The 21,775-nt window shown below is 56.4% G+C and carries 21 protein-coding genes; 12 read left to right on the forward strand and 9 right to left on the reverse strand.

All coding sequences use genetic code 11. The annotated features are described in order from the left end of the window. Positions 1 to 98: 98 nt before the first annotated feature. Positions 99 to 758, reverse strand: coding sequence for a transglutaminase-like cysteine peptidase (locus ACZ5Q2_RS13145; RefSeq protein ID WP_106695831.1), 660 nt, complete (start codon positions 756 to 758; stop codon positions 99 to 101). An 8-nt stretch (positions 759 to 766) separates the two neighbouring features. Beyond that, positions 767 to 1,432, reverse strand: a complete 666-nt coding sequence (locus tag ACZ5Q2_RS13150; RefSeq protein ID WP_432210011.1) for a type II secretion system protein N — start codon at positions 1,430 to 1,432, stop codon at positions 767 to 769. A 237-nt stretch (positions 1,433 to 1,669) separates the two neighbouring features. Here ACZ5Q2_RS13150 and gspE point away from each other — a divergent pair, with 237 nt between their 5' ends. Genes gspE through gorA form a run of 11 tightly spaced genes read left to right on the forward strand, consistent with a single transcriptional unit; the run spans position 1,670 to position 11,523 of the window. Further along, positions 1,670 to 3,160: a type II secretion system ATPase GspE gene (gspE, locus tag ACZ5Q2_RS13155; protein WP_230714764.1), complete on the forward strand. Its 1,491-nt coding sequence runs from the start codon at positions 1,670 to 1,672 to the stop codon at positions 3,158 to 3,160. A 3-nt stretch (positions 3,161 to 3,163) separates the two neighbouring features. Further along, positions 3,164 to 4,378 carry a type II secretion system inner membrane protein GspF gene (gspF, locus tag ACZ5Q2_RS13160; protein ID WP_058091060.1) on the forward strand — a complete coding sequence of 405 codons (1,215 nt, stop codon included), beginning with the start codon at positions 3,164 to 3,166 and terminating at the stop codon, positions 4,376 to 4,378. A 54-nt stretch (positions 4,379 to 4,432) separates the two neighbouring features. Continuing rightward, a complete protein-coding gene (gspG, locus tag ACZ5Q2_RS13165) occupies positions 4,433 to 4,885 on the forward strand; it encodes a type II secretion system major pseudopilin GspG (protein WP_072677266.1) in 453 nt (150 codons plus the stop codon). Continuing rightward, positions 4,886 to 5,422, forward strand: a complete 537-nt coding sequence (gene gspH / locus ACZ5Q2_RS13170; protein ID WP_432210010.1) for a type II secretion system minor pseudopilin GspH — start codon at positions 4,886 to 4,888, stop codon at positions 5,420 to 5,422. Next, the gene (gene gspI, locus ACZ5Q2_RS13175; RefSeq protein ID WP_106695829.1) at positions 5,416 to 5,793 is read left to right on the forward strand and encodes a type II secretion system minor pseudopilin GspI; all 378 of its coding nucleotides are present in this window, start codon (positions 5,416 to 5,418) and stop codon (positions 5,791 to 5,793) included. Before gspH ends, gspI begins: the two co-directional genes overlap by 7 nt. Further along, positions 5,793 to 6,554: a type II secretion system minor pseudopilin GspJ gene (gene gspJ, locus ACZ5Q2_RS13180; RefSeq protein ID WP_432210009.1), complete on the forward strand. Its 762-nt coding sequence runs from the start codon at positions 5,793 to 5,795 to the stop codon at positions 6,552 to 6,554. The genes gspI and gspJ overlap by 1 nt, the downstream gene beginning before the upstream one ends. Continuing rightward, entirely contained in the window at positions 6,551 to 7,561 is a 1,011-nt protein-coding gene (gene gspK, locus ACZ5Q2_RS13185) for a type II secretion system minor pseudopilin GspK (protein ID WP_058091057.1), read from the forward strand. The genes gspJ and gspK overlap by 4 nt, the downstream gene beginning before the upstream one ends. A gap of 2 nt (positions 7,562 to 7,563) precedes the next feature. Then, entirely contained in the window at positions 7,564 to 8,871 is a 1,308-nt protein-coding gene (gene gspL, locus ACZ5Q2_RS13190) for a type II secretion system protein GspL (RefSeq protein ID WP_230714732.1), read from the forward strand. A gap of 4 nt (positions 8,872 to 8,875) precedes the next feature. Continuing rightward, positions 8,876 to 9,409, forward strand: coding sequence for a type II secretion system protein GspM (gene gspM, locus ACZ5Q2_RS13195; RefSeq protein WP_058091055.1), 534 nt, complete (start codon positions 8,876 to 8,878; stop codon positions 9,407 to 9,409). A 48-nt stretch (positions 9,410 to 9,457) separates the two neighbouring features. Then, entirely contained in the window at positions 9,458 to 10,135 is a 678-nt protein-coding gene (locus ACZ5Q2_RS13200; protein ID WP_072677270.1) for a GNAT family N-acetyltransferase, read from the forward strand. A gap of 26 nt (positions 10,136 to 10,161) precedes the next feature. After that, positions 10,162 to 11,523 (forward strand): glutathione-disulfide reductase, encoded by a 1,362-nt coding sequence (gene gorA, locus ACZ5Q2_RS13205; RefSeq protein WP_432210008.1) that lies wholly within the window; start codon positions 10,162 to 10,164, stop codon positions 11,521 to 11,523. A gap of 13 nt (positions 11,524 to 11,536) precedes the next feature. Here the strand turns inward: gorA and ACZ5Q2_RS13210 are convergent, their stop codons facing one another. The 3 genes from ACZ5Q2_RS13210 to ACZ5Q2_RS13220 all read right to left on the reverse strand — a co-directional run bounded on the left by ACZ5Q2_RS13210 (position 11,537) and on the right by ACZ5Q2_RS13220 (position 16,715). Continuing rightward, positions 11,537 to 13,468 (reverse strand): HAMP domain-containing hybrid sensor histidine kinase/response regulator, encoded by a 1,932-nt coding sequence (locus tag ACZ5Q2_RS13210; protein WP_432210007.1) that lies wholly within the window; start codon positions 13,466 to 13,468, stop codon positions 11,537 to 11,539. Next, positions 13,465 to 14,364, reverse strand: coding sequence for an ABC transporter substrate-binding protein (locus ACZ5Q2_RS13215; RefSeq protein WP_286922561.1), 900 nt, complete (start codon positions 14,362 to 14,364; stop codon positions 13,465 to 13,467). The genes ACZ5Q2_RS13210 and ACZ5Q2_RS13215 overlap by 4 nt, the downstream gene beginning before the upstream one ends. A 131-nt stretch (positions 14,365 to 14,495) precedes the next feature. Then, positions 14,496 to 16,715, reverse strand: coding sequence for a TonB-dependent receptor plug domain-containing protein (locus ACZ5Q2_RS13220; protein ID WP_432210006.1), 2,220 nt, complete (start codon positions 16,713 to 16,715; stop codon positions 14,496 to 14,498). Between the two features lie 123 nt (positions 16,716 to 16,838). Here ACZ5Q2_RS13220 and ACZ5Q2_RS13225 point away from each other — a divergent pair, with 123 nt between their 5' ends. After that, entirely contained in the window at positions 16,839 to 17,513 is a 675-nt protein-coding gene (locus tag ACZ5Q2_RS13225) for a J domain-containing protein (RefSeq protein WP_432210005.1), read from the forward strand. Here the strand turns inward: ACZ5Q2_RS13225 and ACZ5Q2_RS13230 are convergent. The 4 genes from ACZ5Q2_RS13230 to ACZ5Q2_RS13245 all read right to left on the reverse strand — a co-directional run bounded on the left by ACZ5Q2_RS13230 (position 17,490) and on the right by ACZ5Q2_RS13245 (position 21,712). After that, positions 17,490 to 18,488 carry a bile acid:sodium symporter family protein gene (locus ACZ5Q2_RS13230; RefSeq protein ID WP_106695821.1) on the reverse strand — a complete coding sequence of 333 codons (999 nt, stop codon included), beginning with the start codon at positions 18,486 to 18,488 and terminating at the stop codon, positions 17,490 to 17,492. The genes ACZ5Q2_RS13225 and ACZ5Q2_RS13230 overlap by 24 nt on opposite strands. Then, entirely contained in the window at positions 18,485 to 19,165 is a 681-nt protein-coding gene (locus ACZ5Q2_RS13235; RefSeq protein ID WP_432210004.1) for a FadR/GntR family transcriptional regulator, read from the reverse strand. Before ACZ5Q2_RS13235 ends, ACZ5Q2_RS13230 begins: the two co-directional genes overlap by 4 nt. Positions 19,166 to 19,244: 79 nt before the next feature. Beyond that, positions 19,245 to 20,729: a flavin-containing monooxygenase gene (locus ACZ5Q2_RS13240; RefSeq protein ID WP_286922564.1), complete on the reverse strand. Its 1,485-nt coding sequence runs from the start codon at positions 20,727 to 20,729 to the stop codon at positions 19,245 to 19,247. A gap of 74 nt (positions 20,730 to 20,803) precedes the next feature. Continuing rightward, complete coding sequence (locus ACZ5Q2_RS13245) at positions 20,804 to 21,712, reverse strand: LysR family transcriptional regulator (RefSeq protein WP_286922565.1); 909 nt, start codon at positions 21,710 to 21,712, stop codon at positions 20,804 to 20,806. Positions 21,713 to 21,775: the final 63 nt, after the last annotated feature.

A 21,775-nucleotide genomic window follows, 5' to 3' on the forward strand; every position in this document is an offset into this window, starting at 1 on the left:
CCCGATTTCATGAAAAGTGTCGGCATTCTATAGCGTTGGCGCCAAAACCCAGTGGCAGAGTGCGACATTGGCTTTGTCATTTGGCGCCAGGTGCAACATCAATGTCGCAGAGACTCGGTCAACCGTCTGTTCAGGTCCTGCCAGTGCTCAAGCCTCTGAGCATCGCCAATCCTCGAACGCTCCCCGGTGGAACGGTTGAGCCAGAGGCCTTCACCGTTAAAGCTATAAACGGGTTCTAGATCAGTTCTTTGAGAGGCAGGTTTAATGTCGTTTATCAGGTTGTCGAGGATCAACGGATCGGCGTCTGGGGTCTTATACCAGGCCAGAACCATGTGGGCCTGGTTCAGCTCCAGGGCTTTGACATAGACAATACGCAGCTCTTCGTCGGGAACGCCCATGGCTCGGAGTGTCAGGTACTTGGCAATGGAGAAGTCTTCGCAATCTCCACCATTTGTGGTCAGCAATTCTACGGGCGTGGCCCAGTAGTCTTCTTCACCCCAATGCTGGATGTCACTGACGAAAGGGATCCGATTGAAGAACGAATTGACCAGGCGAAGCTGTCGGTCGATCGGGGCATTACGGGCCAATTGATGCAGCCGCTGCCAGTCTTGCAGCCTTTGATGGGCTTCCTGGCCGAATTCACTCAGCACGTAGGTCATCAGCCGGTCACTGAGTTCAATGGCGCCCGCCAGGGAAAAAGCAAATACCAGGGGGATGAGGATGGAATGGCGACGTGCAGACCAGGTTGCCGTTGCCATATCAGGCCTCAATTACTGTTCTGTAGCCGTTGGCGTAACTGCTCCAGTCGCTGTCTGATCTCCTCTCTGCGTTGTTGTTCGCCCGCTGGCGTGGCCGTGCCGCTGGATGATGCACGTTGTGCAGGCTGCGGTGTTTGCCGTTGCTGTATCTCCTGGTCGAGTGCTTCTGCATTGCTGCTGGCCAGAGAAACGCCTGAGCGATCATCAAGCTCCGGAAAATAGAGGTTTTCGAGTTTGCCGGCGCGCTCGATAATGACCCGGTTAGGGAACACGGTGCGTAGCTTGGCGTTGCCGGGAAGCTCGTTGCCCACCAGGTAAGCTTCGGTCTTGCCCTTGTCATCTTCAATCAGCGCGCTGCCCGGGAACTCGCCGTCAGCAGCTAACACACCGCGCAGCGAAAGCCTGAGGTTGGTTTCTGGCAGATTTTCGGTATCCACCTCCACAGCGCCACCGGTGTCCGTGGCTGCACCGAACAGGGTCAGGTTTGCCAGCTGTACCTCTGGCACGTTCTGTCTTGTTGTGTCCGTTCCATTGCCTGCTACCTGCACCTGGGGCAGGGTACGCTGCGACTCTTTTTGCCAGAACTGGTATGCCTGCCAAGTGGTCAGCCCTAGCATGGCCACAACCGCAGTCACCGCAAGTAACAATGGTATCCTTTGATCAAGAGCGAGCATCGGGTTTCCTGAATGAATGATCGTAGGCGTAAAAAGCTCACAGGTTATCAGACTGAAATGAATTAGTGGCAGTATAGTGTATAGAGTTGTTCAGTGGTTCCCATTCCTGTGGTAGCCTTTTTTAGTGCCTTTGTATGGCTAAAGAATTAAAGGATTTTTCCGGCGCCGGAAAGTCCCAGAAGAATAATGAATGATCTGACGGAAACAACGAGGAAGACCTTGACCACCGAAACTGAAATGCAGCCGCAGGATGCGCCGCTGGGCCGTCTTCCGTTCACCTTTGCCAAGCGCAACGGTGTCATTCTTACCCGCAATGAAGACGGTGAAGCGATTATCCTGGTGCGACCGGGTGCGTCCCACTCTGCACTTGCTGAAGCAAACCGGATCAGTGGTGGTCGGGCCCGCTTTACCACAATTGAAGCAAACCGTTTTGACCAGGCCCTGAACGCTGCTTATCAGAATGATTCAGCCGAAGCCATGCAGATGGTGGAGGGTATTGGCGATGACATGGACCTGGCGTCGCTGGCGGATTCTGTGCCGGAGACCGAAGATCTTCTGGAGCAGGAAGACGACGCCCCGATCATTCGCCTGATCAATGCCATTCTTACCGAGGCAGTGAAAACCAACGCTTCGGACGTTCATATCGAAACCTATGAAAAACACCTGGTGGTGCGCTTCCGGGTGGATGGCGTGCTGCGTGAGGTGGTTCAGCCCAAAAGGGCCCTGGCGCCTTTGCTGGTTTCCCGCATCAAGGTCATGGCAAAACTGGATATCGCTGAAAAGCGGGTGCCCCAGGATGGCCGTATTGCGCTCCGGGTTGCCGGCCGGGAAGTGGATATTCGGGTGTCCACCATGCCGTCATCCAGTGGCGAGCGAGTGGTGCTGCGTTTGCTGGATAAACAGGCGGGCACCATTCGCCTGGAATCGTTGGGCATGGCGGGAAATGACCTTAAGATTTTGCGCAAACTCATCTACCGGCCTTATGGTATTTTGCTGGTAACCGGCCCGACCGGTTCCGGTAAGTCGACCACCCTGTACGCGTCATTGCAGGAGATCAATGATCGCAGCCGCAATATTCTGACTGTTGAAGACCCCATCGAATACAACCTGCCTGGTATCGGCCAGACCCAGGTCAACACCAAGGTGGATATGACCTTTGCCCGTGGGCTTCGGGCTATCCTGCGCCAGGACCCGGATGTGGTCATGATTGGTGAAATCCGGGATCTGGAAACGGCGGAGATTGCCGTTCAGGCCAGTTTGACCGGTCACCTTGTGCTCTCAACCCTGCATACCAATACTGCGGTGGGTGCCATTACCCGCTTGATGGATATGGGCATTGAGCCCTTCCTGATCTCCTCAAGCCTGGTGGGTATTGTTGCCCAGCGTCTGGTACGGGTGTTGTGTACCCATTGTCGCGAACCCTACACGCCGACTGAAGAACATTGCGAATTCCTGCAGCAGGACCCGGCCAATCCGCCCACCATTTATCGGGCCAAAGGCTGTGAACACTGCAACCAGCTGGGATACCGTGGCCGTATCGGTATTTATGAGGTGGTGGAAATTACCGAAGAAATCAGCACGCTGATTCACAAACGGGCAGGGGAGATGGACCTGGAGAAAGCCGCTCGCCTTCGTAGCCCGAGCATTCATGCGGACGGGGTCAAAAAGATCCTGGAAGGCACGACCACCGTGGAAGAAGTTCTGCGCGTTACCCACCGGAGCCAGTAATCCATGCCAGCCTACGTTTACAAAGCGCTGGACCAACGGGGAAAGCAAAAGCAGGGTGTACTGGAGGCAGACGCTGCTCGTGCCGTGCGCCAGCAGTTGCGGGAGAGAGGGTTAACCCCGCTGACCGTTGAACCGGCCGTTGACAAACAACAGGCCCGAACCAACCCGTTCAGTAATCGAGGTTCCCTGAGTGCCGCGGACCTTGCCCTGGTAACCCGCCAACTGGCCACCCTGATTCAGTCAGGCATCCCCATCGAACAGGCACTCAGTGCAGCCGCGCAGCAATCCACCAAGCCCCGCATCCGCAGCATGTTAATCGCTATTCGGGCCAAAGTGATGGAAGGCTACACGCTGGCGGACAGTTTTGGTGAGTTTCCAAGAGCATTTCCCCGGCTTTATCGCTCCACCGTCGCTGCCGGTGAACACGCCGGGCATCTGGACCTGGTACTGAACCGGCTGGCGGACTACACCGAAAACCGCCAGGAAGCCCGGCAGAAAATCCAGCTGGCCGCGATCTACCCGATCATTCTCAGTGTGGTTGCTATCGCCATCGTGGTCTTCCTGCTGACCTACGTGGTGCCGGATATCATCGAGGTGTTTGTCCGGCAAGGACAGGACTTGCCCGGGCTGACCATGGCCATGTTATCGGTGTCGGAATTTCTCGGCACTTATGGTGTCTATCTCTTTATCCTGTTGATGTTGGCACTGGTTGGTTTCCGCGTTGCCCTGAACAAACCCGGGTTCCGGATGAAATTCCACAAGCAGTTGTTACATCTTCCGTTGTTCTCGGGCATGGTTCGGGGTGTGAACACGGCGCGCTATGCAAGCACCCTGAGCATCCTGACCACCAGTGGTGTGCCACTGGTAGAGGCCATGAAAATCGCCGGTGAGGTACTGTCTAACGACTACCTGCGTAAAGAGCTGAAAGATGCGGCACGTAAAGTCAGCGAGGGCGGCTCGTTGCATCGGTCGCTGGATCAGACAGGCTACTTTCCGCCAATGATGTTGCACATGATTGCCAGTGGCGAGGCCAGTGGTGAGCTGGACGGCATGTTGGAGCGCACTGCCCGGATGCAGGAAAACACCCTGCAGTCGAAGATTGCAGCCATTGTCGGCCTGTTTGAGCCGTTGATGCTGCTGGTGATGGGCGTCGTGGTGCTGATCATCGTACTGGCGATCATGCTGCCCATTTTGAACATGAGCAATCTCGTGGGCTAACGCCTGCCATGAAAACGGATTAACCCAAGACCCAGGTCAATGATGAGTGGAACAATGAGTATGAAACAGAACCCGAACCCGGCCCGTAACAAAGGCTTCACGCTGATTGAAATCATGGTGGTGATGGTCATTCTTGGCTTGCTGGTAGCGATTGTGGCACCCAACATCATGGGCCGTAGCGACCAGGCTAAAGTGACGGTGGCGGAAACCCAGCTCAGCAACATTGCCAATGCTCTGGACCTCTACCGCCTGGACAACAGCCATTACCCGTCTACACAGCAAGGTCTGGAAGCGTTGGTGCGCCGGCCCAGTGGATCACCGGAACCCCGTAACTGGAACGCAGACGGCTACCTGAAAAGCGTCCCGGAAGATCCCTGGGGTAACGAGTACCAGTACGTGAGCCCCGGAACGGAGGGTCCCTACGATCTGTACTCCTTCGGCTCTGACGGCCAGGAGGGTGGCGAGGGTGATGCTGCCGATATCAGTGTCTGGAATACCGGGAACTGATTGATTGTGAAACGCAGGGCGAACCAAATCGGTTTTACGCTGATTGAAATTCTGGTTGTCCTGATTATTGTCGGGCTTCTGGCCGCGTTAGCGGTGTTCAACATGGCCGGAAGTTCTCAGAAGCGTGAGTTGGAGAATACCGTTCAGGATCTGTTCCTGCTGATGCAAACCGCATCGGAACAGGCAATCCTGAACAATCTGGAGCTTGGGCTGTTAATCGAGGACGACAACTATCGATTCGTGTCGTATCAGGATGATACCGGTGAATGGAAGATGTCCGGGGAGCGGCTGTTCCGTGCCAGGCCCTTGCCTGAATGGCTAACCCTCACTGATTACATTGAAAACGACGCGCCCCGCCTGACCTCGGCAGAAGATCGTCTGCGCCCGGACGTGGTGTTTTTCTCCAGTGGCGAAACCACACCCTTTATTCTTGAGTTCACCATCGGCAGCAACACCGACGACATGCACGTGATCGAGTCCGACGGTGTATCCCCGCTCCAGTGGCGCAAACCGGGCAGTGAGGATGAGGCATGGTAAACCGCGCCGGAGGTTTCACTCTGCTTGAAGTGCTGATTGCCTTGCTGGTGTTCGGTTTGATAGCCACTGCAGCGGCGGAGGTAGGCAGTCAATACATTTCAAGCTACGAACGGGTTCGCGATAAAACCCTGGCCGGCTGGGTGGCAGATAACCGGATCAACGAACTCCGTTTGCAAGAGGCGTTGCCGGGCATTTCCGAAAACTCCGATGATCAGGATTTCGGCCAGTACCGGTGGCGGGTCACCACGGTTGTTCAAGGTACCGCCGAGCCGAGCATGCGCCGGGTGGAAGTAACCGTTGCCCGCTACACTGACAGTGGGGGCGATCCGGTTCCTGTGCATACCCTGTCAGCATTTCTTGGGGAGAAGTGATGCGCTCCCGTTCAGGCTATTCAGGTCTTCATACCAGTTCCGGTTTTACCCTGATGGAAGTGTTGATTGCGGTGACCATCACCGCTGTTATCGGTCTCGGAGTCTGGCAGGTGATCAATGGCGTGGTGACTGCGCGTGACCGGGTGAACGACGTGTCTGGTGAGTTCGAAAACCTCCAGAAAACCATGCTATTGCTGGAGCGGGACCTGAACCAATTGGTTAACCGGCCGATTCGGGACGTCTACGGCGACTTCCGGCCTGCACTCAGCAGTCGTGAGGACGCCTTTGAACTGGTATTAACCCGCCAGGGCTGGCGAAACCCCCTCGGCCTGAGGCGTAGTGGGCTGCAACGGGTTGCCTGGGAATACACCGGGACCGAGCTCCGGCGCCGCTATTGGCCGACGGTTGACCAGGGACAGGAAGACAATAGCCAGGATCTGCTGTTACTGGACAACGTGGTGTCTCTTGAAATTCGCTTTCTGAACAGTCAACTGAACTGGCAGGATGACTGGCCGTCAGATCAGGACCTCGCCAGCCTGTCGCCCGGTGCCAGGCCGGTCCTGCCCATGCCGAGGGGCATTGAAATTACTCTGGAGCATGAACTGTTCGGAGAACTGGTCAGAACCTTTGCCCTGACTGACTTTGACCTTGCCCAGGCACAGGCCGTGGTTAACCAGCAGCAGGAGGCAACTGGCAACTCGGATACCGATGAAGAAGAATCTCAGGAAGTTCAGGATACCCAGCAAGGGGCCGGCACATGAAGCGGCAACCTGTCAGGAGTAAGCCGTCCGGACAGCAGGGCGTAGCGCTGATCATGGTGCTGCTGGCCATGGCGCTGGTGGTGATGCTGGCCACCGGCATGAGCAGGCAACAAAGTGTTCAGGTATTCAAGGCCGGGCATTACCTGGCGCAGCAGCAGGGACACAGCATCGCTCTGGGCGCCGAGGAGTTCGCCCGCCGCATTCTGGTACGCGATTTCGAGCAGGACCGGGAAGATGGCGTGATGGTGGACAGCCCCGATGAATTCTGGGCTCAATATGCCGCCATCCTGCCACTGGACGACAACGGTGTGGCGGAAGTTCAGATAGACGACCTGGCAGGGCGCATCAATCTCAACGACCTGGTCACCCCGAACGGCCAGGTGGACCCTTTGACCCGCGACAGACTGGTGCGGCTGTTCCGGGCTCTCGGCATTACCGCTGTGTCAGTCGACGCACTGATTGACTGGATTGATGCAGATGACCAGACGATCAGTGCCTATGGCGCCGAAGATGGCCAGTACCTGATAGCGGAGCCGGCGTATCGGGCGGCCAATCAGCCGTTTGTGTCAATCACCGAATTACGCCTGATCGATGGGATGACTGAGGAGATCTATGTGGCGCTCAGGCCCCATGTCAGTACGCTGCCGGTCAGTGGTATCGGGATCAACGTGAATACCGCCACTGGCGCGGTGTTGATGTCGTTGCACGATGACATGACGGAAGCTCAGGCAGAGTCAGTTCTGGCCAAGAGAGAAGAAGAGCGGTTTGAGAATTTGCAGGATTTCCTCGCCTTGCCAGAGTTTTCCGGTATGGGCCTGAAAACCACCGGGCTGACCTTGCAAACCCGTTTTTTTGAAGTTGTTTCACGGATTACCTACGATAATCGTGTCGTTAATATGGTCAGCACGGTATTCAGGAGTCCGGAGGGTGAAGTCCGGACGGTGCACAGGGATTCCGGGCAAAAGAATCGCATCACCAAAGAGCCATATACATTCTCAGAAGGATAGCCATGTCTTACCGCCTTTTTGTTCGGCCGGTCCCGCCCTTCGCAGACCTGGACCAGAACCCGGAATCACAGCCGTTCAGCTGGCTGTTACAGGATGCCAGTGGCGATACCCAGGCCAGTGGTGCGGCAGATACCCGGGATGCGATTGAGCAGACCCTCGGCCAGAATGCATTGGAAAAAGTGCTGCTGATCGGCCTTATTCCGGGTGACGAAGCCCTGTTTTGCCTGGCTGATATTCCGGCCAAGCAAAGCCGGTTCGTACACCAGGCGCTGCCATACGCGGTGGAAGAACAGATTGCCCAGGACATCGAGAGCGTTCACCTGGCGCTTGGCCGTCATACTTCGGATGGATACCATGTCGCGGCAATAGATCAATCCCAAATGGGGCAGTGGTTAGAGCTGTTTACAGGTTGGGAGCATGTGCGCCTGGATGCCATTTACCCGGATGCCTCCCTGTTGCCGACAACTGATAACGGCTGGACCGCCTGCCTCGACGGCGAGTGGGCCATGCTGGTAAGTCATAGAGGTGAGTGGCTGCGACTGCAGACCGCCAATCTAGGCATGCTGGGTGTTACCCTGGCGGCGCCAGCCACTGAAGAAGTGGTCGCGGAGATACCGGTCACTGTTTATGGAACCGAGCCCGAGCTGGAACTCTGGCAGCCGGCATTGTTGGAACTGAGCGGTGCCGATGGCCGGGTACATCTGGCGCAGAAGCCTCTGGAATTTACGGCGCTGGAGCTGCTGGCGTGGTCCCACCATCATCATATGTGTCACCCGGTCAATCTATGCCAGGGCGCCTTCTCCGTTAAAACGAACGGCAGCAGCCCGTTGAAGCCCTGGAAGCCACTGATTGCGGTTGCGTCCGTCTGGTTTGTGATTCAGCTGGGGCTTGAGATTGGTATGGGTGTGTATCACAACCAGGAGGCCGAGGAGCTGCAAAGCCAGGCCATGGCCATCTACCGTGACGCCTTTCCCGCTGACCGCCGTACCCACGCGGGCAATGTGCGCCGGGTGATTGAGGGCCAGTTGAGGGTGGCCGGCGCTGGCCGGGAAGAAGTGGATTTCATCACCCTGATGAAATACACCGGAGATCAGTACAGCCGGGTTGCGAATGCTCAGGCGGTTACCTTTAATTCCATCAACTACAGCCGGAACCGGGGAGAGCTAGTGGTAGACGTCCGGGCCGACAGTTATGAACGGATGAGTAATCTGAGAAACGGCCTGGCCAATCAGGGATTGCGTGCGCAGATTGGTTCTGTGGTTAATGAAAGCTCCGGCTCCCGTGGCCGGTTGACGGTTTCGGGAGGCTAACGCCATGTGGGCACGAATTAAAGACCAGCCGGCGGTCGGTAAGCTTATCGCGAGATACGATCAACTGCCGGTGCGGGACAGGCAGGCGCTGGTGATGCTGGGCATTGCTTTGCTGTTGGCCATTCTCTATTTTGGCATCTGGCGGCCTGTGGCTGATTTCAGCAACCAGGCGGAAGCTAGTCGTGAAAATGCCGAGCAACTTCTGGCCTGGATGCAGGCAAACCAGGCAACCATTCGTCGCCTTGGTGGCGCAGGTTCCGGTTCATCGGCGGGGGCCGGCGTTGAAAAGCCCGAGGACGGCCGGGCTCTGATGGCCCTGGTTACCCGCTCCGCAGGTGAAGCGGGGCTTTCGCTGCAGCGATTTGAGCCAAGCGGCGAGTCTGCCATCCGGGTCTGGCTTGAAGCCGCACCGTTCGCCGAGGTAGCGGCCTGGCTGGAACAGCTTGACGCCCGGCATGGGGTGATCGTAGATCAGGCTGCCATGGACAGGGGAAATGAGCCGGGGCGGGTATCCGTGCGGCTGACACTGACGATCTGAAAGGGGCATGCCCCAAGCTGACCGGTCATTCCGGAGGAGCGCGAGTAAATGCGTGATAAGCAGGAAAACAATAATAATTCTGATGCTGTCGTGGTTCGTCTTGATGAGACTGCCCGCAACGAGGCCCAGTCGATTCTTTGCCATGCGTACCGGGAAGATCCAACGTTCCAATACCTGTTTGATCATCGCCGGGCCGGTTATGACCAGCGGGTAAGAGCCACGGTGAGAGAGCTGATTGACCTGTACCTTGAGCTCAATCAGGATGCCGTTGGTGTGATGAAAGGGGATACCCTGATTGCCGTGGCCTTCATCGGCGACCCGGAACTCCGGATGAACCTCGCCGAGCAGCTTAGCTGGCGAATTCGCATGGTGCTGACGGCGGGGTTTGCCTCGACTCGCCGATACCTGGATTACCATCAGAAAATCCGCGACCTGTTGCCGCACCCGCAGGCTCATCAGTTGCCTTTGATGGGGGTCAACCCAAAATACCAGAATCAGGGGTATGGTCGGGTTTTGCTCAAAGCGGTCGAGAAGCTTTGTGAGGAAAATCCCCGGGGCAAGGGGCTGGTACTGGATACCGGTAACAGCCGATATCTGCCGTTTTACGAATCCGAGGGCTTCCGCAGCCTGGGTAAGATACGCCTGGGTGATTTTGAAGATCATGTCCTGTTCCGGGAAATTGGATCTGGAGCTAATGACGCCCGGAACGAGGCAGCGCCGCATTAACACAGTATTTGTCATCAGGAGTGAATGTGTCAGACAGCCATGATTTTGATTTGATCGTAATTGGTGCCGGTTCCGGTGGGGTCCGCCTGGCTAGAATGTCGGCACAGCGGGGCGCGAAGGTTGCCGTGGTGGAGTCCCGCTACCTGGGGGGCACCTGTGTTAACGTTGGCTGTGTTCCGAAAAAACTGTTTGTGTACGGCGCCCATGTTCATGATGAGCTGGAAGATGCCGCAGGCTATGGCTGGCGAGTTCCCCTGGATCAGGTCAGCTTCGATTGGCCCACTCTGGTGGCAAACAAAAACGCTGAGATTGAGCGCCTGAATGGCATCTATGGCCGCCTGCTCGAGAATGCCGGAGTTGAGATCATCAATGGCACGGCAACCATCAGTGATGCCAATACCGTCACGGTAGGCGAACGGAGCTATCGTGTAAAACACATCACAGTCGCGACTGGAAGCTGGCCGGTAGTGCCGGATGTTCCCGGTAAAGACTGCATCCTTACCTCCAACGAAATGTTCTACCTTCCACAATTACCCCGTCATGCCGTGGTTTGGGGTGGTGGTTATATTGCGGTGGAGTTCGCCGGTATACTGGCCGGGCTAGGGGTGGAAACCACCCTGTTGTACAGGGGGGATCTGTTCCTGCGGGGCTTTGATACCGATGTGCGCCGGTTCACCGAGCAGGAAATGCGGAAAAAGGGCGTCGACTTGCGTTTCAACGCAACCATCGAATCCATTGAGACCAAGGGCGCCCACTATCAGGTTATGTTGTCTGATGGAGAACGCCTTGAAACGGGCCTTGTGATGGCGGCAACGGGCCGGCGAGCCCTGGTTGATGGTCTGGGGCTGACAGAACTGGGTATTGAACTCAACGCTTCGGGTCACATCGTTGTGGATGACCACTTCCAGACCTCCGTACCCTCAATCACCGCGCTGGGCGATGTCATCGGCACACCGCAGCTCACTCCAGTGGCACTGGCCCAGGCCATGGTGCTGTCGCGTCGGTTGTTTGGTGACGGGCAGGGCGACATGGATTACAGCGCTATTCCGACCGCTGTGTTTTGCCAGCCCAATATCGGTACCGTTGGTCTGACTGAGGAAGAGGCCAGGGAAGCCGGTCACAGGCTGCGCATTTACCGTTCAGAGTTCCGACCGATGAAATACACATTGAGCGGACGGGACGAGAGATGCCTGATGAAACTGGTGGTGGACGATGAGACCGACAAGGTGCTTGGCGCTCATATGGTGGGGCCAGACGCCGGCGAGATCATTCAGGGGCTGGCCGTTGCTATCAAGGCCGGTGCCACCAAGGCGCAGTTTGACTCAACCATGGGTATTCACCCGACCTCAGCGGAAGAATTTGTCACCATGCGTGAACCGGTAGCGTAAGCTCACCGGTTCTTTACAATCGAATCCGGCGGCTTAGTACTTCCCTGAGCGTCTCGCGGCGTACCGGCTTGGGTATGTAATCATTCATGCCGCTGGCCCGGCAGCTGGCCTCGGTTTCTGTTGAGACATCAGCCGTCAGGGCGATGATCGGCGTACCGCATTGGCCGTTCCCCTGTTCCCATTCGCGAATCATTCGGGTTGCGTGGTAGCCGTCCATCACCGGCATCTGGCAATCCATCAGGATGACATCGTAGCCTTCGTGTTTGTTTTTTACCTTGTCGACCGCTTCCTGGCCGTTATTCGCGGTATCGGTTTCAAAACCGAGCTTGTTCAGCAGCGTGGTGGAGACCTTCTGGTTCACCTCATTGTCCTCGACCACCAGGGCCCAGGATTTTTTTCCCAACTGCTCCCTCGGGATATCCGTGAACTCCGGTTGAACCGTGGCCGGGGCATCCGCCAGCTCGAATGGCAGCTCAAAACGGAACGAGGAGCCCTCTCCGAAATCTGATTCCACCTGAATATGGCCACCCATCAGTTCCACCAAACGCTGAACCAGAGAGAGCCCCAGTCCGGCGCCGTCATGGGCACGGGTGTTACCGGAGTCAACTTGCTCGAATGTGTGGAAAATATTGTGGAGGCGGTCACTGGGAATACCCGCTCCGGAATCACTGACTGAACAGCCGAAAAGCACACAGCCGCTCTCAAGCGATAACCAACTTGCGCGCACACTGACAAAGCCGTTCGAGGTGTACTTGATCGAATTATCCAGCAGCCCTGCCAGAATCTGTCGGACTCGAGGTGCGTCGCCTACCACCACCGGGTTGTCTGGCCAGTCCCCCAGAAAATTGATATCCAGTGCCAGGCCTTGCTGCTCTGCTGCATGGCGATAGGAAGCCGCACAGTTGGCCAGAATGGACCGTAGATCAAACTCCTGGTGCTCCAGTTCCAGAGTGCCACTGTCCATACGGGCATAATCGAGAATATCGGAGATGACGGTAAGCAAATCCTCTGTGGCCTGCCGGGCAGTGCCCAGGTAATCCCGCTGTCGCTTGGTTAACGGTTCCTCCTGGATTAACTCAACCATTCCCAGTACCCCATTGAGCGGGGTTCTGAGCTCGTGGCTCATGGTTGCAAGGAATTCAGATTTGGCATGGCTTGCCAGTTCGGCCTTTTCCCGGGCCTCTTCCGACACCGCGAGGGTCTGGTCGCAGGTGGTTCTGAGCTTCTCCAGATGGTCCGCCAGCTCGTTCAGTTGTTTCTGTATGGCGACAATCTCTTTGGAGTTTCCCTTGGTGGTCACGGGCTGGGAGTCATAGTCGCCGGTAATCAGTTGATCAACCCGGCTTGCCACCTTGCGAATGGGCTGCAGGATATTATTGAGGAAATGGTTAACCAGAACGATGGTGAACAGAAGCATGGCGACACCAACTGCAATAGAAGACCACAGAATACTCTGCTGACGATCGGCCAGCACGCGCGGTTCGACGCCCACTTCAACTGCACCAACCCGCAAGGAACCAGAACTGAACCCATAGCCGGGGTTGAACCAGCCAGTGCCTGCTCCAAGGTCCAGGGGTTCCTGCAGGATTTCCGCAGAATAAATATCGAAGTTATGGTGTCGCTGTGACGAGCTGTCAAGACTATTGCTGACAAAGCCGAGTTCTTTTCCGACCACATCGGTTACGCGTATCCACTCGGCTTTACTACGCCGTAGTGACTGATTCAGTGTCTGCTCCAGGGCCGCAATATTGCCGGAAACCACAGCGTACTCGAGTGCCGGGGCCAGGCTGTCCGCCAGCATCTGGCTGCTCTCAGCCAGGTCGGTACGCGCGTCCTCCAGCCGGGCCGAGGTAAAAAATGCCATTAACGCAACAAACATGACAACGGCTGGCAAGGCCCCAAGCAACAGAAGTTTTCTGGACAGGGATGCATTCTGCCTGTTCATTCCAAATCCTCCTGGCTGGATAGCATCAGGTCGTCCAGATACTGCGATATCCAATCACGGCTCGGGAGCGGGATGTTGAGTGATCGGGCCACTTGCTCGTTGACCTCAACACGAAACTCGTTCGGATACGCGGGTTCAGGAAGAATCCCGGTTTCAAAGTATGCCTGGAGCAATTCGCCAGCCTTGGCAGCCATCGCAGGAAATGGGGCATAGCCGGAGGCCAGTACGCCCGCCTTGACATAAGCCTGGCTGGGACCAATGACAATCCGGTTACGCCGATAGGCTGTCAGCAGGATGTGCTTGATATTTCTGGGGTTGTAGATGGCGTCGTCAGAGCCGGCGAGCAGAAAATCACCGTAGTTCAGGGCCCTGATAAGGGTAGGAATCAACTGGTCGTCGCTATCCGTGACGAATACGCGTGCTTCGAGACTGTACTCCGCCAGCTGGTCAATCAAATCTTCATAGATCTCGACAGACTCCGTGGAAGCCAGCAATGCAATGCGATTGGACTGAGGCAGTATCGCCTTACCGGCCAGTGCCTGCCGCAATAACGGAACGTCATAGAAGACGGCAGACACCTGTCCCGGAGTGCGGTTAACGTACCCTTGGATAAACTTGCGCTCTACCAGCAACGCCAGTATCGGTGTGTTCCTGTTGATCTGACGAATACGGGTAAATGCGGCTGGGCCAATGGTGATGACGGGGCTGCCTGATGTACGCAGGCTTTGATCATCATGGATGAACACCAGTTCTGCCGTATCTCCGATCTGTTCACGTAGTAGGCGGGTAACATGTTGGTCCAAAGATGTGTTGCCTGAGCCTGCAATGTAGATAGTCGGCAGTGTTGGCTCACCGTTCTGACCGGAGACAAAAGGGGACCATGGCAGCAGAAGCATCAGCGCCACCACCATCGCGGCTCGGCTGATCCCTTGCAGGACTCGTGGCAGTTTAGTGTCAGAAAATCTGGATGAGATCATACCGTCCCGATTGGTGTGCTATCCCGTTGGTCAATCCTTTCAGCATAGTGTCAGAACCGGACTCCTGCCTCCACAAAGAACTGGTTGTGGTCTTCGATGTTGTTATCGGAGCTCAGTTCTGCTTCCCGGTTCAGATAGTGTTGCATGGTAAAGGCCACTTCAGCGGTATACCGCGGCTGATAGAAGCGCTTGGCAACTCTCGCATCAATGCGCTCGAATTGACTACGCCCAAATTCGTCTGCCCAGTAGAAGGCGGATGAGGCCTTGAGCCCCCACGGCAGGTCCTGAATCAGTGCCAGACTGCCGGAATGTCGCACAGAAAGCCGGGTCAGCAGACTGACCGCCTGGTCCTGTTTTCCAGTATCCAGATCACCGTCCTGGTTGATGATTGGCTGACCGGTGTACCAGGTATCCTGATCCAGGTAGCCGTAGCTGGCACGGAAGGTTGTGCCGGGGTATTCAATCATTGCTTCCACTTCAAAGCCTTGCTGATCCACGGCAACGTTGTTGTCGATGCTCCAGTCCTTGAGCTGAATAACACCGCTGATCATGTCCCGCATTTCATCCTTGAAGCCCCGCACTTCCAGAGACAGCATGGCCCGCTCTAGCGGGAACTGGCCGAAGTAGCTGGCTTCCCGGGAAATGATTCGTTCTTCCCTCAGGTCTTTGCCGAGCGTAAGCCACCCCAGGTCTTCGTACGCATCCGCAGTTGTTACCCTGCGGCCCTCAAGATCGGAATAAATCGCAGGGCGGACATTGCGAAGGGTGTATCCCCAGTCCGGATTCTGCTCGAAACCGTCCGGGGTTCTGACCGCCTGGGAATAGACAAAGCGGAGGGCGTGCCGGCTATTGAGCGTGAAATTCGCAGCCAACCGGGGCGAGAAGTAGTGATCGTCTGTTGTGCTTGTGCGCTCCCAGTTACCGCCTGCGTTAAGTGTCAGCCAGTTTATCGGCGTATATTCCACGTTGCCGAAGAAGCGGGACTGGTAATTGTTACCCCGGCCGTTGAAATAGGTTTCAGAGCGGAAGGTATCTTTCCGGAATCCTGCGCCAGAGACGATTCTCAGGTCGTCGCTGAGCAGAATGGTATCCTGGAACTCCAGTTCCAGGCGGGTATCCTCTGAATCCGCGTCTACCTGGGCAATGGCGGGTGCGCCACCTCCGTCCACAAAACAGAGCCGTTCTCGACTGCCATCCGGGAAATAGGTGTACTGATACAGCGGTGTGTTGTCTCTGAGGCACTGAACGGTACTATCCGGGAAACCAACAACGTACTGTTGGCGTCGGTCAAAGTTCTGGACACTGGCCATTACGTGGAAAAAATGGCGCTCGGAAGCAATCACGTTCAGTTTGGATTGCAGGTAGTAGTCCCGCACATCAATATCCGGATTCTCGAACGGGTTCAGCTCGCCGCTTTTGTCCTTGTCCTGGTAATTCATGCCATCCACAACGCCGCCCCGCAGCTCAACATCCGTGCGGTCGTTGATCTTGACGCGGGAATCATAGGTAAAGGAGTTGATGTCGTGGCCATCATGGAATGGAAAGCGTTCGCCGCCGTCTACCTGGTAGTCGAAGCCATCGAACTTGCGCTTTTCATAGGTTAATCGCCAATCCATATCCGGGTCGGCGTTGCCCACGGAACCAAAAGTACGCAGGTGCCCCCGAGAGCCCCGAACCACCCGTGCTTCCACTCCGGCGGTATCGGCCGGGTCCCGGGTGATGATGTTGATGGTGCCCAGGAAGGCATTGATACCATAGGCGGCTGAGTTGGGCCCCCGAGCGACTTCAATGCGTTCAATCATGTCCAGTGGTACTGGCATGGTTTCCCAATCCATATCGGAAAGGGTGGCCTTGTGGGCAGTACGACCATCTACCAGCACCTGCATTCGACGTTGTTCATAATGCACGGTGCCATGGTAAGTGGTAACCGGTTGGTGGCTACCAACGAAATTGACCACCATGCCCGGAACCAGGCGGAACACCTCGTACAGGTTCTGGATGCCAAGGTCCCGAATCATATCACCGGTGATCACCGTGGTGCTTCCGGGAACCCGGGTTTTTGGCTGGCGCAGCCGGGTGGTGGTCAGCACCTCCGGAATGTCATCGCCGAAAGCCACCAAGCCATTGCTGAACGCCGGAAAACCGGTATCCGCGCCGGCATTGCCGGTCGAGAGGGCTAAAATGGCTGAGGCAAGCAGGGAATGGCCGAAGGTTCTGCGCATGCGGAGTCGGTTAGCGCGATTTTCTGACAGGTAATTCGTAATGCGCATGGGTGTCGTTCTATAATTTGCCGAGCGGACTGATTTATTGTGATTCTCCCTGAATCCTAGGGGAGAACGATTGATTTGTCTCTATAAAGATTACAGATTTTACAGATCCGGAGTGACTGTTTTATGAATTGCTGGGACATCCTTGGCATTGAGCCAACCGGAGATCACGAACGCATTCGGCAGGCTTATGAGCGCCAGATGAAATTTGCCTCGGACAACGAGGCCCAGGCGCTGGAGCAGGCGTTCAGGGAGGCAACCGGTGGCATGCCGGCGGCCAGCGTCGCCGCCCGACCTGAGCCAGTCGCCCGAGAAGTCCGTCGAGAGCAGACTGAGGAATCCGGGGTTGAGAGCAACGCACAGCGGGCGCTGGACGCCCACGAAGCCCAGGTTGTCCGCGAAGTGGTGATTCAGATTAAAGCCCTGATGAACGACAACCAACGCCAGCAGGATGCTGGTATCTGGAAGGCCATCTTGTGCGAACCGCCTGCAGATCAGTTACCGCTGCGCAGGGAAATCGCCAAAAGCCTTGAGCCTCAGATCCGCCCGATGGCAGAGAACGGCAGTTTTCCCCGCCCGGTGGCGCAGTTTCTGGGCGACTGGTTTGACTGGTTCAGCGTGCGGGAAGCAAGCCATGAGCCAGACCCACGAAATTACCCGGATGAAGAGGTGTCCAGGGAGCAGGCCAGTGCCGATCAGGCAGATCAGCCACCGCAGATGGTGAATTTCTGGCCTGCCGTTATTGGGTGGATCGTCGGTCTGGTTATCCTGGCAACCCTATTCGGAGGCATGGGCGGCTGACGCCCGATCGATTTTCGCTCGATACTTCTGGGCCAGGATGGCCCCGACGATGACCTGAATCTGGTTGTAGCACATGATCGGCAGCACAATCATGCCGAAGCCCGGATGGCCAGAGAACAGCACTTTGGCCATTGGCAAACCGGATGCCAGGCTTTTCTTCGAACCACAGAACACCACCGCGGCTTCGTCTTCCAGGCTGAAGCCGAGCTTTCTGACCATCATCATCGCCACCAGCATGAACAAGCCAAGCAGACCAAAGCATAGCAGGATCGTCAGTACCACGGCCTGAAGTGGAAGGTTCTGCCAAAGCCCACTCACTACCGAGTGTGAGAATGCCGAATAAACGATAATCCAGATGACACACTGGTCGTAACGGGCCATCAACGATTCATTGCGTGAAAGGAAACCACCCAGCATTGGCCTGAAGGCATGCCCCACCGCAAAGGGCAGCAACAGTTGCAGAACGATGTCTTTCAACGCCTCAGCCACTGCAAACTCCCCGGTTCCGGAAGTCGAAACCAGTAAAAGCAGCAGGAACGGAGTGAGCATCATTCCGAACACATTAGACGCTGCAGCGCTGCATATGGCGGCAGGCACATTGCCTCTGGCCATGGCGGTGTAGGCAATGGACGACGACACCGCTGACGGAAGTACGCCCAGATAGAGAAACCCCAACCCCAGATCCCTCGGCATCCATTCCGGCACCAGGTTGCTGAGACCATTAATGGGCAATACTGCCAGGGGAAAGAACACGAAGGTCAGGGCGGTAATCAGGATGTGCAGGCGCCAATGGGTGGCGCCGTCGATAATCTGTTGCCGGGATAGGGCTGCACCATGGAAAAAGAATAGCAGGGCTACGGCAATGGTACCGGTGGTAGCAAGCAGGTCCGCGGCCTGCCCGGTAACCGGCAGGAACGACGCCAGGACGATGGCGCCGAGCAATAGAAGGGTGAACGTATCGAGACGAAATTTCATGGCTGATTCTGCCGGTTAATCACGTCAAGGCTGGGGGAGAGCAGGGCGCGCGAAAGCATTTCTGCCTTGGCTGGATCCTTTCGGCGGATGGCGGCCAGCAGAAGTTCGTGGTCCTCCTGGCTGGGTTCTGGCAGGTCGTCATCGCGCTCCGTACGTTCGATTGTCTGGCTGACGGCGTGTGAAAAATAATCATAGAGCTCGATCAGAGCGGAATTGTGGGAAGCGCGCACAAGCGCATGGTGGAACCACTCATCATGGTGGATTCTTTCGTTGAGGTTGTCCCCGGCGCTGGCTCGTGCATCCAGCGCATCGCTCATCGCTTTCAGGTCGCTGTCGGTGCGCCGAGTGGCCGCCAGCCTCGCGGCCTCCGTTTCCAGCATCAGCCGCACCTCGAGTTGTTCCGCCAACTGGCTGCGGGCAATACGCCGCAGCGTTTCTCCAGCGTCGCGATTGGCACGTACGTAGGTACCATCGCCCTGGCGGGTTTCCAGCATACCCACATGCACCAGCACCCGAACGGCTTCACGGATGGTGTTGCGGCTGATCCCCAGGGCTTCAGACAGCTCGGCTTCAATCGGAAGTCGGCTTCCTACAGGCCATTGGCCGTTTTCGATGGCGCCCCTCAGGCTTTCGATGGCTGTCTCCACCAGGGAGCCTTTCTTGATTGGCTTTAACATTTCCGATCACCCAGACAAATGATGAACCAATCATCCTATGTTTGGCGTTGAACTGCAACCGATTGGTTACAGCAGAGGACTAACGGCCTGCTTCAGGCTCCAGAAACTGATAATCAGCGGTGTCTGCAGCGCGGGTAGAGAAGCGATAGCTGAACGTGAACCCGGGCCAGTTGATGGTGTTACGGCCATGTTCATCCAGATACCAGGAGGTACATCCGGAATCCCAGACGCTGTTCTCAAGGCTGTGCTGGACCACCTGGCAATAGCGGGATTGCCGATCTTCCCGCACTTCCATGGCAGCCCCGGGGTATCTGGCCAGGGAATCAAGTGAGCTGATGACATAGCGGAACTGGGATTCCAGCATAAACAGAATCGAATTGTGGGCCAGATTGGTGTTGGGCCCATACAGCATGAACAGATTCGGAAAGCCATTCACGGTAATGCCTTTGAACGCTTTGCTGCCGTCTGCCCAGGCGTCGTTCAGGGCAACACCCTGACGACCAGTGATCTTGATGGGTGACAAAAACTCCGTCGCCTTGAAGCCGGTTCCGAAAATAATGGCGTCGACGGGACGGTGTTCTCCGGTGGCGGTCACAATGCCGGTTTCATCGATCTCAGAAATTCCCTCAGTGATCAGATTCAGGTGCGGCTGGTTAATGGCCGGGTACCAGTCGTTGGAGATCAGAATCCGTTTACAGCCGATACGATAGTCCGGAATGATGTGCTCCAGTTTGTGGGGGTCGGTCACCCATGTCTGTGCTTCCTTCCTGGCCTGTCGGGCAAAGATATCCAGTAGCCGGTTGAACCGGGTAAAGGCAAGCCCGCGTGACTCGTTCTTCCAGTAGATCATGGCCCGGTAGAGCCTGTCCCAGGCCGGCAGTTTCCGGAACAGTGATTGCTCAAGCGCGGTAAATGGGCGGTCGGCTTTCGGCAATACCCAGGCAGCGGAGCGTTGATACAGGTCCAGCGCTGCAACTTTTGGCGTAATTTCCGGAACAAACTGGATGGCGCTGGCGCCGGTGCCGATCACCGCAACCCGCTTGCCGGTCACATCATAATCGTGGTTCCAGCGCGCAGAATGGAAGCAGGTGCCCTTAAAACGGTCAATGCCGGGGATGGCGGGTATGGCAGGGCGGTTCAACTGCCCGGTAGCCGTGATCAGCACATCAGCGCGATATTCATGGCCCGATTCTGTACCCACTACCCACTCATTCGACTGGCTGTCAAAGCTGGCCGTGGCTACGGCACGGTCGAACTCGATATGGCGCGCCAGGTCGTACTTCTTAACACAATGCTCCATGTACCCGAGTATTTCGGCCTGGAGGCCAAACTTCCGGCTCCAGTCGTGTTTGGGCTCAAAGGAGTAGGAGTAAAGGTGCGATTGCACGTCGCAGGCCGCGCCGGGGTAGGTGTTGTCTCGCCAGGTTCCGCCAACGGCGCCTTCTTTTTCCAGCAATGTGATTTGCCCATAGCCGGCTTTTTTTAGCTGAATGGCCATGCCGAGCCCGCCAAATCCGGTGCCGATTATGATGACAGAAGGTTTTTGAGGGGCGCGCGATGTCATGGCTACTTCCTGATCTTGTTGTATTTTTACTCCCTATGACTATAACGGCCCCGGCGCCGCATCAAAAGACCAGTTCAACCAGAATCATTGTCCGGAAAGGTCAATAGTCGTTCCGGAGGTTGAGCCATTAACTCCTGCAGGGCCGGAGACTCAAATTGCCGGCGAATACGAATGGCATAGAATTCTTCGAACACGCCCGGCAATGCACCGTAATCCCTGAGTTCGCCTTTGCGCAATTCGTCACGCACAACCACCGGGGGCAGGATGGCGAAATGCCCGCTGTCTCGAGTCAGCAGGCGCATCATCGCCATGTCGTCCACCTCAGCCAGAATAATCGGGTGAATCTGGTGGTACTCACACAGCTGGTCAAAAGCCTGCCGGATATTGCTGTCCTGGCCCGGCACGATCAGTGGTTGGTCACGCAGCATGTCAGGAAAGCCGACCCGGGATTCGGCGGCCGCCGGCCCGATAATGCTGACAGGTTGCCTTGCAATACGCCGTGATAGCCAAGGGGTTTCATCGTCACCGTGAACGGGTTGATTGGACAGAATAAGATCCAAACGGTGGGCCGATAGTCTTCGTAGCAGATCTTCCAGGCTTCCGCTCTGGAGCTTGAGACCCAGATCCTGGCGGCCGAGCAGTGGCCGAAGGAAGCCTTCCTGGAAGTTCCTTGACAGAGTCGCTACCGCGCCAACCTTGAGCACCTCCCGATTGGTCTGGCGCCCGGTTCGGAAAAGGGCTTCCAGCTCCGCGCCCTTGCGAAAAATATCTTCCGCATAGGTGAAGGCGACGCGGCCGGCTTCGGATAGTTTTAGCCGTCGCCCCTCCCGGATGAACAGTTCATGGCCAAGACTGTCCTCGAGTTTCCGGATCTGACCGGACAGCGCAGACTGGGAGATATGCAACGCATCCGCTGCGCGGGTCAAATGGCCTGTGCTGGCTACTTTCCAGAAATAGTATAAATGATGATAGTTCAGGCGCATGGATATTCCCCGGTTTTACCTTTGTTCTCTTTTGGTGAACAATTTAATCGTTATAAACCATTT

The organism is Marinobacter alkaliphilus (assembly GCF_055394375.1).